The 13603-nt window shown below is 59.0% G+C and carries 13 protein-coding genes and 1 pseudogene; 8 read left to right on the forward strand and 6 right to left on the reverse strand.

Going from position 1 to position 13603, the window contains the following annotated elements; all coding sequences use genetic code 11:
* Positions 1-5 precede the first annotated feature (5 nt).
* Positions 6-920, forward strand: a complete 915-nt coding sequence (locus KGB07_RS28440; protein WP_223467344.1) for a LysR family transcriptional regulator — start codon at positions 6-8, stop codon at positions 918-920.
* Positions 921-1091: 171 nt separating this feature from the next.
* Here the strand turns inward: KGB07_RS28440 and KGB07_RS28445 are convergent, their stop codons facing one another.
* The gene (locus tag KGB07_RS28445) at positions 1092-1454 is read right to left on the reverse strand and encodes a DUF6124 family protein (protein ID WP_223467346.1); all 363 of its coding nucleotides are present in this window, start codon (positions 1452-1454) and stop codon (positions 1092-1094) included.
* A gap of 463 nt (positions 1455-1917) precedes the next feature.
* Between KGB07_RS28445 and KGB07_RS28450 the strand changes: the two genes are divergently transcribed.
* On the forward strand, positions 1918-2766 hold the full coding sequence (locus KGB07_RS28450; RefSeq protein ID WP_223467348.1) for a hypothetical protein: 849 nt from the start codon (positions 1918-1920) through the stop codon (positions 2764-2766).
* Between the two features lie 158 nt (positions 2767-2924).
* On the opposite strand, the gene KGB07_RS28455 is transcribed toward KGB07_RS28450, so the two are convergent.
* The 3 genes and pseudogenes from KGB07_RS28455 to KGB07_RS28465 all read right to left on the reverse strand — a co-directional run bounded on the left by KGB07_RS28455 (position 2925) and on the right by KGB07_RS28465 (position 4975).
* Positions 2925-4016, reverse strand: coding sequence for a hypothetical protein (locus tag KGB07_RS28455; protein WP_223467350.1), 1092 nt, complete (start codon positions 4014-4016; stop codon positions 2925-2927).
* A 126-nt stretch (positions 4017-4142) separates the two neighbouring features.
* A pseudogene (locus tag KGB07_RS28460) lies at positions 4143-4247 on the reverse strand (LysR family transcriptional regulator); the annotation flags it as partial.
* A 104-nt stretch (positions 4248-4351) separates the two neighbouring features.
* Positions 4352-4975: an NIPSNAP family protein gene (locus KGB07_RS28465; protein WP_046037365.1), complete on the reverse strand. Its 624-nt coding sequence runs from the start codon at positions 4973-4975 to the stop codon at positions 4352-4354.
* Between the two features lie 267 nt (positions 4976-5242).
* Between KGB07_RS28465 and psrA the strand changes: the two genes are divergently transcribed.
* The 4 genes from psrA (at position 5243) to phnX (ending at position 9601) form a co-directional block, all read left to right on the forward strand.
* On the forward strand, positions 5243-6334 hold the full coding sequence (psrA, locus tag KGB07_RS28470) for an iron-containing alcohol dehydrogenase PsrA (protein ID WP_046037366.1): 1092 nt from the start codon (positions 5243-5245) through the stop codon (positions 6332-6334).
* A gap of 130 nt (positions 6335-6464) precedes the next feature.
* Positions 6465-7760, forward strand: a complete 1296-nt coding sequence (locus KGB07_RS28475; RefSeq protein ID WP_046037367.1) for an MFS transporter — start codon at positions 6465-6467, stop codon at positions 7758-7760.
* Between the two features lie 54 nt (positions 7761-7814).
* Positions 7815-8687, forward strand: a complete 873-nt coding sequence (locus KGB07_RS28480) for a LysR substrate-binding domain-containing protein (RefSeq protein ID WP_046037368.1) — start codon at positions 7815-7817, stop codon at positions 8685-8687.
* An 86-nt stretch (positions 8688-8773) separates the two neighbouring features.
* Positions 8774-9601: a phosphonoacetaldehyde hydrolase gene (gene phnX / locus KGB07_RS28485; RefSeq protein ID WP_223467352.1), complete on the forward strand. Its 828-nt coding sequence runs from the start codon at positions 8774-8776 to the stop codon at positions 9599-9601.
* Between the two features lie 41 nt (positions 9602-9642).
* Here phnX and KGB07_RS28490 read toward each other — a convergent pair whose 3' ends face one another.
* Positions 9643-10416, reverse strand: coding sequence for an AraC family transcriptional regulator (locus KGB07_RS28490; RefSeq protein ID WP_223467354.1), 774 nt, complete (start codon positions 10414-10416; stop codon positions 9643-9645).
* 134 nt (positions 10417-10550) lie between these two features.
* Here KGB07_RS28490 and KGB07_RS28495 point away from each other — a divergent pair, with 134 nt between their 5' ends.
* Both KGB07_RS28495 and KGB07_RS28500 read left to right on the forward strand, forming a co-directional pair.
* A complete protein-coding gene (locus KGB07_RS28495; RefSeq protein ID WP_046037369.1) occupies positions 10551-11771 on the forward strand; it encodes an MFS transporter in 1221 nt (406 codons plus the stop codon).
* A 171-nt stretch (positions 11772-11942) separates the two neighbouring features.
* Positions 11943-12767, forward strand: a complete 825-nt coding sequence (locus KGB07_RS28500; protein ID WP_046037371.1) for a response regulator transcription factor — start codon at positions 11943-11945, stop codon at positions 12765-12767.
* A gap of 140 nt (positions 12768-12907) precedes the next feature.
* Here the strand turns inward: KGB07_RS28500 and KGB07_RS28505 are convergent, their stop codons facing one another.
* Complete coding sequence (locus tag KGB07_RS28505; RefSeq protein ID WP_046037373.1) at positions 12908-13267, reverse strand: DUF6124 family protein; 360 nt, start codon at positions 13265-13267, stop codon at positions 12908-12910.
* Between the last annotated feature and the right edge of the window lie 336 nt (positions 13268-13603).

Below are 13603 nucleotides of genomic sequence, written 5' to 3' on the forward strand. Positions count from 1 at the left end.
ACTGAATGGACCAGCTCAGCGCCATCGCGATGTTTGTCGAAACCGCCGACCAGGGCAGTTTCACCCGTGCCGCTTCGCAATTGGGCAAAACCACCTCGGCCCTGACACGGGCCATCACCCACCTGGAAGAGGAATTGGGCACGCGCCTGTTCGAGCGTTCCACGCGACGCATCGCGCTGACCGAGGCCGGGGAAATTTTCCTCGCCAGTTCGCGACAAGTGCTCACGCAACTGGAGCAAGCCCGGGAAGACATCGGCCAGTTGCAGCGGGAAATGTATGGCCTGCTGCGCGTGACCGCCCCGCCCTCGTTCGCGCCGGCCTTTCTCAATGAGGTGTGCTGTCGTTTTCTCGAGCGCTACCCGCAGATGCGCCTGGACGTGGTGCTCACCGATGAGTTCGTCGACCTGGTCGAAGGCCGGTTCGACCTCGCGGTGCGGGACGGCCCGGTGGAATTGCCCGACCTGATCACCCGCCCGCTGACCGCCAACCGCATCCTCTTGTGCGCCAGCCCCCGCTACTTGCAACGCAACCCGCTCGAGGTGCAACCGCACACGTTCAATCAACACGATTGGCTGCTGTTTCGTCACCCGGCCCTGAACCCGCATTACTGGTGGCTCGAACAGGAGGGTGAACGCAAACGAATCACCCAGCCGATACCGCGGCTGAGCAGCGACAACTATGACTTCCTGTTCGGCGCCCTGCTGGCCGGCCGGGGTTTGCAGTTCTGCCCGCAGTGGAGCGCCGCCCCGTACATCCGGCGCGGTGAACTGGTGCAACTGCTGCCGGACGCCGACCTCGACCCCGAGCAGTTCGGCCGGAAAATCCACGTGATTTACCCGGCGCACCGCCGCCATACCCGCAAGCATCAGGCGTTTATCGAGTGCCTGACCGAGTACCTGGACGAGCAGGCGTTGCATTGAGGCCGGCCTCGGGTGCGTAACTGGCGTTGCGTGTTTAGGACTAAGGTAAATACCAAGGAGAGTGAGATAAACCTGTGCCATAACGGCAGGCACAGGCAAACCCGTGGCGAGGGAGCTTGCTCCCGCTGGGGCGCGCAGCGGCCCCAAAAGGACCGCCACTTCGACATTGACCTACTCAGGCGGGTCAATCTGATCCAACACCCGGTTTGCCGTAATCTCCGCCAGCATCACACTGTTGGAGATCCCCAGCAGGGCATTGCGCGACCCACCGTCCAGGTGATCCACCAGTTGATGCACCATCACATCGACGGACGCCAGCGTCTCCACCAAATACACCACCAGCGTTTCAGTCGTGGCTTCGGGGTCAACGGTAAACAGGTGGCTGGGCGTGCGCGGAGTGGCTTTGATGTCGGCGGTTGAGGGGAAGTGAAAGGCCAGCGCACGCTCGGCGGCTTCGTGGAGTTTTTTTGAATCGGGGCTTTCGTATGGAGATGTCGGATCGGCGTCCGGCGGATTGGGGGTGACTTTGAACATTGGCTCTATCCTCATAAGAGTGAGGCTACAACCCGTCGCTGCTAAACGAGAGGGAGGCAGCTGTGCGCAGGTTAGCAGACCGATGAGCCAAGAAATCGGCGCGCCGAAGCGCCCTGCACACAACCGCCATCAAGTGCAGGCATTGGGCACCTGACTGATAGACACTTGTGTTTCTTGGCATCGGGCTGCTAAACCCGATCACTGATAAGCAGTGACGAGGATCAAGTTACCGACAGGGCCCAAGGCGCACAAGCCGGCGGATTCTGGCGTAAGCGTAGGCAACGGCGCAAGGTCTTGTAGCTTTCATGAAGTAACCCTGACGCCCTTTAAACACGCATGCTTTTGGAGCTTTTCGGAGCAACAAAGTAGCAACTCAGGTGCTTGAGTGAATCAACCATGGGATCGGAATCGGACTATCGGAATCCTGTACTAACCTCATGAGACCAGGCTAAGGGGGGGTCGTATGATTGCGGAGATAATGGCGTGTGTGAATTATTTTGTTGGTCTGGTCCCAGACGTAATTTGGTCAGGAGTCATAGCATCAGTGCTGACGCTGAGCGGGGTACTGATATCGAACCGGAGCAACACAAAACGGTTAAGGATGCAGCTGGAACATGATGCTACCGAGAAGTCAAGGGAACGCATAACAAGCATTCGTCGTGAGATCTACTTACGCGCAACAGATGAAGCACACCAGGTTATGAGGCACTTCGTTGGACTGTCGGAGATAGACTTGGCTGAAACCAATACATCGGAAGCACTTCACGGTTTTCAGTCAATATTGTCGAAGATGAAGCTAGTCGTTGAGCCGGCTACTTTGACTCTCGTGAATTCACTGGATAAAGAGTGCTCCAGCCTTCTTGTAAAGTTATTACTGAAGGTGCAACCAATGCAGGACCTACGCACTGAGGTGTTTGGGTTAGACAGTGTCCTTGATTTTATTGATGAACACGTTGCAAAAACACTCGCCGAGATAAAACTTCTCACCGCATCCGCCGAACCCGATGGCCAACGGTTAAACGCGCTGATGAAATCCCATGAAAGCCAGTTGACCAAAATGGCCGAACACAAGCAGTCAAGAGACGCTAAACAGGAGCAGGTTGATCGACTTAGCAATGCGTACGCCAAGACAATTTATTCTGAGCTGATGCCATTCGGGAGACTCATGGAGAAACTCTCAATAGAGATGCGAGGTGAGCTTGGGCTCTCAACAGATGCTGTCGCCTACTCGGCAGAAATGGAACGGCTACGGATAGAAATGGGCACTTTGACTGAAGAGACCCTAGACGCAATACATTCATCGACTAAGTAAGCGATCAGTAACCACTCGCGCATCCGCACCGCCGACGTAGACGCCCTGAAATACTCGAAAACGTCGAACGCTTGTACGCCATCAGGAACACCCTGCGGTGATTGAATCTTGCAACGGAAAAATGTGCTTTATAAACCGCTTCAGTGCGATGGCCTGAACTACTTCTGGGCCTTGTTCACTTGCCCTTGCTGGTTTATCTCCCGGATCAGCAAATTTACAGCTTCTGCTGGCCAAGAATGGCCTTGACTCAGATCCAGTCTAATCATAGGCAATCGAGCGAGGGGTTCATTCTCAACGGTTTCTCGGTTGTTAAGCACCTGAACAACAGGCCTTGTTTCTGCAATTTTTGAGATCGCATCCAAGCTAGCTGGGGTAGCCTCGAAATCCTCGTCTATCAAGATCACGCAACAGTTCGTGCGCAAGCGAGATAACGAGTCATCGCTTCTTGTGTCAAACCCGCCAACAGATGTCACCGAATGGGAATGGATACAGCTGGACCTCAACGACGCGGCTAGCATTTCTCTTTCACTGTTGCCGAAACGCTTGCCGCTCAAATGCAGTATCAAGCAGGTATAGCCCGACCAAACTCTGTAGCCGTAAACACCCGGCTCAAGGTCGTCTTCATTCGAGCAAGCGGTGACAAAGCTGCTACCGGCGCTAGTGAGTTTGTCGTCCTCTACCATTCCCTTGGCTTTAAGATTCGAGACTGCAAGCGTTTCAGACATTTGACTTGGGGAGTAGGTAAGTAAGTCAGACATGTCAAAGTCTTTGCCCCTCTTAGGGATAACTGGATGGGTTGTCACCACGTAAATTCTTCGCAGCAGATCCAGTTCCTCCCAAGAAAGGTCTCTGAGGGTGAGTATGAAATGTCGGCGCAGTTCTGGGCTTACCCGGCCCAACGCGATTGACCTGGTGATATTCGCATACGGGACGGTTTTCTCTTCCTCGATATCGGAGACGCAAGCGTTTAACAACGCGTGGAAATTGCTTTCCTCAATTTCCGCTTCGAGGATGTCTTCGTCCGGCAATTCTTTCCTGTAAAGAAATGCCCGATAGAACTCTAAGATTCGCTGTTCATCGCGTTGACGGACGTAGCTGAATATTTTCTCTAGGCCTAGTTTCGCCACCTCGGAAACCAGTGGCGGAATAGGCACCGCACTGAGTCCAACCTTCCCAACAATTTCTGTAATCTTGATCAGTCGTGTTCTCGGGCTTTTGCTTTCGCCGAGCGGGGTAGTCAATTTGGCCACTGTCGATCCCTTTACGAGTTGTTGTACCAAAAGAAGTGCTTGCCGCCAGCCTATCACCCCGGAAGCGTTGGCAGCTTAGCTCCGAGTTTCTGACTCTTTAAACTCGTGCGTACTGATGTTCGACTAGCTCATGTTCAACTCGGCCTGGGCCGCGGTGAGTCCACCGCATTTCACGACGATGGAAAAAATGCGCAACAAGCGCAGATCCATGTCCGTCACGTTTCTGAGCACAGTTTTCACTCGACGTATTGAGGGTTCGAAAGCGCCCCGAACGGGCGCAGGAGCGCTATTCAACAATCTTGAATTCACACCTGGCCAGCCGAACTGCGCCCGGGTCATTGCAAGGGCGAGAACTTCGCGGGCAGGTAGATGGTCGAGCGCATGTCGCGCAGTTGCGGGCCGGAGTTTTCCGGCGGCCAGACGCCGTCGGCGACCGCTTGGGTGCGCACTTGCAGACGTTGCTCCAAAGTGGTCCAGGGCCAGATGTGCAGATAGCGCGGCAGCGCGCCGTCGGTGGCGTAGAACGCTGCGTACACCGGCGAATACTGTTCGGCGGTTCGCGCTTCGATGGCATTGCTCCAGCCGTCGAGGGTGGGCTGCAACCCGCTGCTGACCAGGTCGTAGACGCGCAGTTCGTAGAATGGACCGTGCGACCCCGCGCTCAAGGGTTCGAGGAAGGGAAACAGCGTGTAGTTTTCGACGCGCAGATCGGTGATGAACTCGTTGACGCCAAACGCCCCGCCCCCCAGCAGGAAACGCTCGCGCTCCACTTGTCTTGAGTGCTCGTCGGCGTAACCGCGCAGCACGGCGATCTGGTTCAACTGGCCGATTTCCGAGGCCCAGCAGCCCATCAACACCCCGCCGACTTCCGGCTTCGCCAACTCAGCCTCGATGCTTACCAGCGCATCGGCCACTGTGCGCACGCGCACGGTAAAAGTGATCAGTTCAAATAAACGCATAGCGACTCCGCCCACCGGTTTGCCAAAAGCACACAGCCTATGACAGCCCCCGTTGGCGGGATATTGAGACGAACCCCATCGGCAACGGCATTTGCCGCAGTGTTCTAGGTAGTTTCTTTATTGGGATGAAGGCGAAGCATCAGCCACGTCCTTCCAATCGGCCGTTATCGGCCCAGCCGATTCAAACCTGTGAATTATCGATTTGTGCAGCAGTCCGTGGACCGCGAGCATGGCGTCACTTCCAACAACAAAAACCAAGGACCCGCCATGACCGCCCGATTTCACAATCCAGTGGATACCCGCTTCGGCTGGGGGAGCTTGCAAGAGCTTGCCGCCATCACCGAACATCAGAACGTTGCCGTCGTGACCTTTCCCGAAGCCCGTGGCCTGGGGCTGGTGGATCGCCTTCAAGCGTTGCTGGGCGAACGCTTGGTCTACGTGATCGAGGATGTCCAGCCCAATCCCGATGTCGCGCAACTTCGCGCAACCTATGAACGCTTCTGGCAAGAGGCCGGCGATTGCCATGCGGTGATTGCCGTCGGCGGCGGCAGTGCCATCGACACCGCCAAGGCGCTGATTGTCGGCACCGAGTCCGGCCGCTTCGATGAGCTGCTGGCATTGCTGGCAAGCGGCAAACCCTTCGTTCCGGTTCGCAGTAAACAGCTGATCGCGGCCCCGACTACGGCAGGCACCGGCAGTGAGGTCACGCCCTGGGCGACGATCTGGGACGCAGCCAACCACAAGAAGTACTCCCTGCACCTGGACTGTACCTGGCCAAAGGTTGCGATCATCGATCCGCAACTGATGCTCACGGTGCCGGCCAGCGTCACCGTTTCCACCGGGCTGGATGCACTGTCCCACGCGCTGGAGTCGATCTGGAACATCAACGCCAACCCGCTTTCCGACACCTTCGCCATCTCTGCCATCGAGGACATCCTCGAATGCCTGCCCTTGCTGCGGCGTGACCTGTCCAACCAGGAACTGCGCTCACGGATGGCCCTCGCCGCACTCAAGGCCGGCATGGCGTTCTCCAACACCAAGACCGCACTGGCCCACTCCATTTCCTATGAGATGACCTTGCACTACGGCTTGCCCCACGGCATTGCCTGCTCCTTCACCCTGCCACTGGTGTTGGGCCTTGCCTGGGGCCACGACGAGACGCGCGACAAGACCCTGCAACGGGTTTTCGGGCCAGACCTGGATAAAGCCCAGGCCCGATTGCGCGCCTTCCTGCACAGCCTGGATGTGAAAACCGAGTTCGCCGACTACGGCGTGACGGCCGAAGAGGCCCAAACCATGATCGATTTCGCCCTGCAAGGCGCACGCGGCAAGAACTTCATCGGCTCACGAGCGGCCTAGGGCTCGCCAGCCCCCAAAGACACTACACTGCCAGCGGCGTAACGAGCCGCGACGATTTCCTGCCGCACCTGAAAAAGAGTGCACCCTGCGATGCAACTCGCAGGGAACGAACAAGAATAAGGAAAAGATCATGAATCGTGCCCAAACCATGCCAGGTCTCGCCGTACACACCGCATCGTTTCGCGTCGCCCAGTGGCGCATGCTGCTGGCAGCCATGTTTTGCTATCTGTTTTTCTATACCGGGCGACAAACGTTCGGTTTCGCCATTCCCGGTATCCAGGCCGAGTTCGGCTTTACCAAAGAGCACCTTGGCTGGGCATCGGCCGCCATGCTCTGGGCCTACGCCATTGGCCAGGCCATCAACGGCAACCTCGCCGACAAATTCGGTGGCCGACGCATCATGACCATGGGCGCCGTGCTGTCCTGCGGCGCCAACTGGGTGACCAGTTTCGCCAGCGGTTTTGCCGGGCTGATCCTGCCCTGGGGCATCAATGGCTACTTCCAGGCATTGGGCTGGGCACCGGGCAGTCGGCTGATCTCCAACTGGTGGAGCGCGGGCGAACGCGGCAAGGTCTACGGCTTCTATGTGTTCGCGGCCGGCTGCGCGTCGGTGCTTTCCTACGTGACTTCGATCGTCGTGCTGGAAGTGATGCATCTGGAGTGGCGCTGGATCTTCCGCCTGCCGGTATTGCTCATGCTGGCGGGCGGCATCATCTTCTATCTGGTGGCCCGCGAGCGTCCGCAAGACCTGGGTTTCGAACCGCCTGCCGACACCGGTGTGGCCAACGCCGAGGACAAAAGCCATGAAGTGGCCCATGGCGAAGTCGAAACTTCCGCGCAGCGTTACAAGGCGGTTCTGAAAAACGTTCGCCTGATCATCGCCGCCGTGTCCCTCGGGTTCCAGAACGCCGCCCGCTACGGTTTGATCGTCTGGGTGCCGGTGCACTTCCTGGGTGCCAACTGGAAGACCGGCGACAGCATGATCGATCCGAAATGGATCACCGTGGCCCTTCCGGTCGGCATGGCCATCGGCGCGCTGAGCAACGGCTGGATCTCGGACAAGCTGTTCGGCTCCAAACGCTACCTGGCGATCATGCTCTACATGTTCCTCGGCGCGGCGACCAGTTTGTGGATGTGGACCCTTGCCCCCCACAGCGCAACCGGCCTTGTGGCGTTGTTCCTCTGCGGTTTCTTCGTGTACGGCCCCGCTTCCAGCTTCTGGGCGCTGTGCCCGGACCTGGTGGGCGCCAAGCGCGCCGGCACCGCGACCGGGGTGATGAACTTCTCGTCCTACCTGTTCGCTGGCCTGGCGGAACCGCTGATCGGCAGTATGCTCGACAGTACCGGCAACACCTCGCTGATCTTCATCGTGGTCACCGCTGCCTGTCTCTGCAGCGCGTCGGTGGCGCTGTTCATCAGGCGTTGATGGCCCGGCTGGACAGATTGAATCAATGGCAGCGGCTCAGGAACAGGATCGTCTATGTACCAGTACCACAAGTGGCTACGTTCATTTCATGCGGTGGCCAAGACCGGCAGCTTCACCCTCGCCGCCGAGTATTTGAGCGTCGGCCAGCCCACGGTCAGTGAGCAGGTCAATGCCCTGGAGAAGAAGTTTTCCGTGGAACTGTTCCATCGCCGCGGCCGCTTTATCGAAATGAGTGCCGCCGGGCACCAGCTCTATGCGATTACCCAGGGCCTGTTCGGCCAGGAGGATGAAGCCGTGCAATTGCTGCAAAGTTTCAAGCAACGCAAGACCGGCATGCTGCGCCTGGGCGCGGTGTCGCCGCCGATTGCGATGAACCTGACCTACGAACTGATGCAAAGGCACCCGGACATCGAGCTGGAAACCTCGTTCTCCCCGGAAAAAGAGACCCTGGATCGCCTGTTCAACTTCGATATCGATGTGGCGATCCTGGCCCTGTCCGAATTCGACCAGCGTTTTGACACGCAGCTTTACCGGCGCTACCCGATCATTGCCGTGGTGCGTGACGACCATCCCTGGGCCCGGCAGAAAGAAGTACATGTCGAGCAGATCAGCGAGGAGAAATGGGTGCTGCGGGAAAAAAGCTCCCGTACTCGTCAACTGGTGGAGGAAAGCTGCAAGCGCCTGGGCGTTGAGCTGAATTGCGTCATGCAGTTGAACAGCCGCGAGGCCATCGTGCATGCCATCGCCAAGGGCATCGGCATCGGTTTCGTCTCGGCGGTCGAGTACGCCGAAACCCCTGGCACCAAACCGATCACCTTCGTCAACCACCCGTTTTCCATCGACTACCACCTGTGCTGCCTGGGCATTCGCCGAAACCGGCCAATGATCGCGGAGCTGTTCGACTCGAGCCCAACGCCGGCCATCTGATTTCGCCTCACCCTTGAGCAATCCATAGGCCTACTTCCTGGCAACAGGAGGGACGGCCTGCCCACAACAAAAAATGGAGAAATACCATGAACTACCAACAACCGACCCAACTGCAAGCCGTGGTCCTGGACTGGGCCGGCACCGTCGTCGATTTCGGTTCCTTCGCCCCCACGCAGATTTTCGTCGAGGCCTTCGCCGAGTTCGGCGTCGCCGTTTCTCTGGAAGAAGCGCGGGGCCCGATGGGCATGGGCAAGTGGGATCACATCCGTACCCTGTGCAATCAACCGCAGATCGCCGAACGCTACCGTGCAGTGTTTGATCGCCTGCCGAGCGATGACGATGTCACCGCACTGTACGAACGGTTCATGCCGCTGCAGATCGAGAAAATCGCCCTGCACTCGGCCCTGATTCCCGGCGCACTGAACACCATCGATGCCTTGCGCGACAAGGGTCTGAAAATCGGTTCCTGCTCCGGTTACCCGGCCGTCGTCATGGAAAAAGTGGTCGAGCTGGCGCGGCACAATGGCTACGTCGCGGACCATGTGGTGGCCACCGACGAGGTACCGAACGGCCGCCCCTACCCGGCCCAGGCCTTGGCCAACGTGATTGCCCTGGGGATCAGCGACGTCGCCGCCTGCGTCAAGGTCGACGACACCTGGCCCGGCATTCTCGAAGGCCGTGCCGCCGGGATGTGGACGGTGGCGCTGACCTGTTCCGGCAATGCCCTGGGCTTGACCTACGAGCAATACAAGGCCCTGCCCTCCGACAGGCTGAACAGTGAGCGGGCCCGTATCGTCAAGATGTTCGAAGGCTCGCGCCCGCACTACCTGATCGACACCATCGTCGATCTGCCGGCGGTCATCGAAGACATCAATGCGCGACTGGCGCGAGGTGAAACGCCGCAAGGATCCTGACCTGATTCAGGCGTCAAGCGGCCGTCCCACGGGCGGCCGCCTCACTTGAAAAAATCACTCGGCGTCTTGCCGAACTGTTTCTTGAACATCGTCGTGAACGCACTCGGGCTGTCGTACCCCAGCTCCCCGGCGATGTCGATGATCTTCTCCCCGACGGCTATTCGTTCCAGTGCCAGCAGCAATCGTGCTTGCTGGCGCCATTGGCCGAAGGTCATGCCGGTTTCCTTGCGGAACCTGCGCTGGATGGTTTTGGCGTCGAGGCTCAAGCGGGCGCTCCAGTCCGACAGTGTCGAGCCATCCCCCGGATCACGTTGCAACGCGGTGCAAATCAGGTTGATACGTTGATCGGCGGGCTGCGGCAGGTTCAACGGCAAGGTCGGCAGGATCGTCAGTTCGTCCAGAATCAGCAGCAGCACCCGGGCTTCCCGCGAGTCCGGCTCACAGGCAAAGTCGAAATCGACCGAGACCTTGATCAGCTCACTCAGCAACGCGGAAACACTCACTGCCCGGGTTTCGGCGGGCAGGTCCAGGCTCGGGTCAGGGCGCACGAAAACGCTGCGCATCTTGATCGCCCCCACACAGCGAATCGAGTGCACCTCACCACTGGGCATCCAGATGCCACGGCTCGGCGGCACCGTCCATTGGCTGGTGGCGGTGTGCACCACCATTACGCCTTCGATGGCATAGATCAGTTGATGCTTTTCATGGGAGTGCGGCGCGATGAACCAGTTTTCCGGGTAGTCGGTCGCACTGCTGCGTACGCTCCAGCCGCCCTGGTCGATTTCCGCAAGAAATGCCTGCAATGGTTTGATCATGACGCCCTTTTTGCGATGGTCCATGCCCGAGTTGCGCGAGACGGGCGCCTTTGAGGCCCCTAGGATAACGCCGAACCCTGAAATTGGCTGCGCCTTGCGTTCGCAGTTCGCGTTATTTATCCGGAAGATCGCCCATGTCGACCACCACCCTCAGTTCACCCTCACCCACCGCTTCGGTGGCCAGCCAGGCCAGCCCTCTGGTCATGCGCGTCATCGGCGCCTGCGCGCTGGCGCACCTGATCAACGACCTGATCCAGGCCGTGCTGCCGTCGATCTACCCGATGCTCAAGGCCAGTTATGGCCTGAGCTTCACCCAGGTCGGGCTGATCACCCTGACCTTCCAGCTCACGGCTTCATTGCTGCAACCGTGGATCGGTTTCTACACCGACCGTCATCCCAAACCGTGGCTGTTACCGGCCGGCATGGTCTGCACCCTCATCGGTATTCTGATGCTGTCGATGGTCGGCAGCTTCCCGGCGATTCTCGTGGCCTCGGCACTGGTGGGCGTCGGTTCGTCGACCTTTCACCCGGAGACCTCGCGGGTGGCGCGGCTGGCCTCGGGCGGTCGCTACGGCCTGGCGCAGTCGACCTTTCAGGTCGGTGGCAATGCAGGTAGTGCCTTCGGCCCTTTGCTGGCCGCCGCGATCATCATTCCCTATGGCCAGGGCAACGTCGCCTGGTTCGGCCTGTTCGCGGTGTTCGCCATCCTCGTGCAATACGGCCTGAGCCGCTGGTACCGCAATCACCTGAACCTGTTCAAGCTCAAGCAAGGCAGCAAGGCCACCCACGGCCTGTCGAAACGGCGGGTGACCTTCGCCCTGGTGGTGCTGGCGTTGCTGGTGTTCTCCAAATACTTCTACATGGCCAGCTTCACCAGTTACTTCACCTTCTACCTGATCGAGAAGTTCGACCTGTCGGTGGCCAGTTCGCAGCTGTACCTGTTCCTGTTTCTTGGCGCCGTCGCGGCGGGCACGTTCTTTGGCGGTCCGATCGGCGACCGGATCGGCCGCAAGCAGGTGATCTGGTTCTCGATCCTCGGCGCCGCACCCTTCACCCTCGCCCTGCCCTACGTCGACCTGTTCTGGACAGGCGTGCTGAGCATGATCATCGGCTTCATCCTCGCCTCGGCGTTCTCCGCCATCGTGGTCTTCGCCCAGGAACTGGTGCCCGGTAACGTCGGCATGATCGCCGGGGTGTTCTTCGGGTTGATGTTCGGTTTCGGCGGGATTGGTGCCGCGCTGCTGGGGCACCTGGCGGATATCCATGGCATCGAATACGTGTACACCTTGTGCTCGTACCTGCCGCTGCTGGGAGTTTTGACGATCCTGTTGCCTTCGACCCGGAGTGCTCGCTGAAGGACTCAGCCGATCACTTTTGCTACCAGCCTTGTAGCACTCGGTAACACCCGGCCCTGTTGCGGTGCGTCTTGTTGGCGACGCACCGCCACCCCGCCCGCTCCACACGGGCAAAACCGCCATGGCGTACTTTGTGCATCCAATGGCCATCCTCTTCTGCCTGTAGCCGCCATGCGCCCCAAGGAACTGAAAGTCTGGACCACCGGTGTCGCCCACCTGCTCGACCTGCCTGCCGGGCATGGGCGGCTGTCGGGGTTGAGCCATTGGCTTCGGCAAATCTGCCCGGTCGATCATTTCGTGTTGTTTGTCTACGAAGGCAATCACCGGCCACTGGCGTTGTTCGATACCTTCTCGGCGGACAAGCGGGCGGTGTATGTCGACGACTATCAGTGCGGGCCTTACCTGCTCGACCCGTTCTACCTGGCGTGCACACGCGGGCAGGCGCCGGGGCTGTGGCGTCTGCGCCAGTTCGCCCCCGACCACTTCTACCTCGGCGAGTACTTCCTGACCTATTACCAGCAGACCGGACTGGCCGAGGAAGTGGCGTTCTTCGTCGACCTCGGCGGTGGTGCCATGGCGGTGTTGTCGTTGATGCGATCGAGCGCCAGCTGTGCGTTCAGCCGGGATGAAATGCAATTGGTCGAGTGCGCGCAAGCGGTGGTCGAGCAGGTCATCAATGAGGCCTGGCGTTTGCGTCAGGCTCAGGAGCCGCGACCGGCGAAAGACCTGGACTTCAAGATCCGCGAAGCCTTCGACCATTTCGGCGCGCACATCCTCACCGGCCGCGAGCAGGAAATCGTTCAACTGTTACTGCGCGGCCACTCCAGCGCCTCGGTGGCCGAACAACTGAACATCAGCCCCGGCACGGTGAAGATTCACCGCAAGAACATCTACGCCAAGCTGGGGATTGGGAGCCAGTCGGAGTTGCTGGGGTTGTTTATTCGGGAGTTGACGGAAGATCCGTTGCAGGCTTCCGGCCTCAAGCTGCAAGCCTGAGGCCTGTCGGTATACGCAAATCCCTGTGGGAGCGGACTTGCCCGCGATAGCGGCAACCCATTCAACATTGATGTGTCTGACATACCGCCATCGCGGGCAAGCCCGCTCCCACAGGTCTACTGGTGATCTGAAGATTGTGGTCAGGGCGGATCAAGCTGATCCAGCGCCCGGTTCACCGCCAGTTCACCCAGCATGATCACCTGCGCAATCCCCAACAGCGCATTGCGGCTCGTCCCCTCCAGATGATCCACCAGATCGTTGGCCATGACATTGGCCGACGCCAGCGACTCACACGCGTGCACCAGCAAGGTTTCGGCACTGAGTTCGGGATTGACGATGAACATCGTGCCGGGTTTGCGCGGGGTGGCCATGATTGCAGGGCCGGGGTTTAGGTAATGATCGAGGGCGCGCTCGGCGGCTTCGTGGAGCTTGTTTGAATCGAGGCTTTCGTACGGGGATGCGGGATCGGTTTCCGGCGGGTTGGGTGTGACTTTGAACATAGTGAAACTCCTTACATCGTAAAAGGAGCCATCACTCTCACGCTACCAAACGAAGGGTGGTGGCCATACGCAGGTTGGTAGACCGGGATGCAAGGAGACCGGCGCGCCCAAAGGCGCCCTGTGCATGGCCACCATAAAGCAGAGTAAAAAAACGCTGCAGATGATGACGCTTTGCACCTCACATAGCCGGGCTACCAAACCCGATCACTGTTGTTATTCAGCGACCGACAAACGATAAAACCCAGCCCCAAGGCGCACAAGCCGGCGGATTCTGGCGTACCTGTAGGCAACGACGCAAGGCGTTGTAGCTTTCATGAAGTAACGCTTACAGCTATT

Origin of the sequence: Pseudomonas sp. GL-RE-26 (assembly GCF_019956275.1) — a bacterium.
GTDB lineage: Bacteria > Pseudomonadota > Gammaproteobacteria > Pseudomonadales > Pseudomonadaceae > Aquipseudomonas > Aquipseudomonas grandcourensis.

Coding starts and splice junctions, on each gene's coding strand:
- KGB07_RS28440 (WP_223467344.1), top strand. CDS start 6: ATGGACCAGCTCAGCGCCATCGCGATGTTTGTCGAAACCGCCGACCAG.
- KGB07_RS28445 (WP_223467346.1), bottom strand. CDS start 1,454: ATGTTCAAAGTCACCCCCAATCCGCCGGACGCCGATCCGACATCTCCA.
- KGB07_RS28450 (WP_223467348.1), top strand. CDS start 1,918: ATGATTGCGGAGATAATGGCGTGTGTGAATTATTTTGTTGGTCTGGTC.
- KGB07_RS28465 (WP_046037365.1), bottom strand. CDS start 4,975: ATGCGTTTATTTGAACTGATCACTTTTACCGTGCGCGTGCGCACAGTG.
- psrA (WP_046037366.1), top strand. CDS start 5,243: ATGACCGCCCGATTTCACAATCCAGTGGATACCCGCTTCGGCTGGGGG.
- KGB07_RS28475 (WP_046037367.1), top strand. CDS start 6,465: ATGAATCGTGCCCAAACCATGCCAGGTCTCGCCGTACACACCGCATCG.
- KGB07_RS28480 (WP_046037368.1), top strand. CDS start 7,815: ATGTACCAGTACCACAAGTGGCTACGTTCATTTCATGCGGTGGCCAAG.
- phnX (WP_223467352.1), top strand. CDS start 8,774: ATGAACTACCAACAACCGACCCAACTGCAAGCCGTGGTCCTGGACTGG.
- KGB07_RS28490 (WP_223467354.1), bottom strand. CDS start 10,416: ATGATCAAACCATTGCAGGCATTTCTTGCGGAAATCGACCAGGGCGGC.
- KGB07_RS28495 (WP_046037369.1), top strand. CDS start 10,551: ATGTCGACCACCACCCTCAGTTCACCCTCACCCACCGCTTCGGTGGCC.
- KGB07_RS28500 (WP_046037371.1), top strand. CDS start 11,943: ATGCGCCCCAAGGAACTGAAAGTCTGGACCACCGGTGTCGCCCACCTG.
- KGB07_RS28505 (WP_046037373.1), bottom strand. CDS start 13,267: ATGTTCAAAGTCACACCCAACCCGCCGGAAACCGATCCCGCATCCCCG.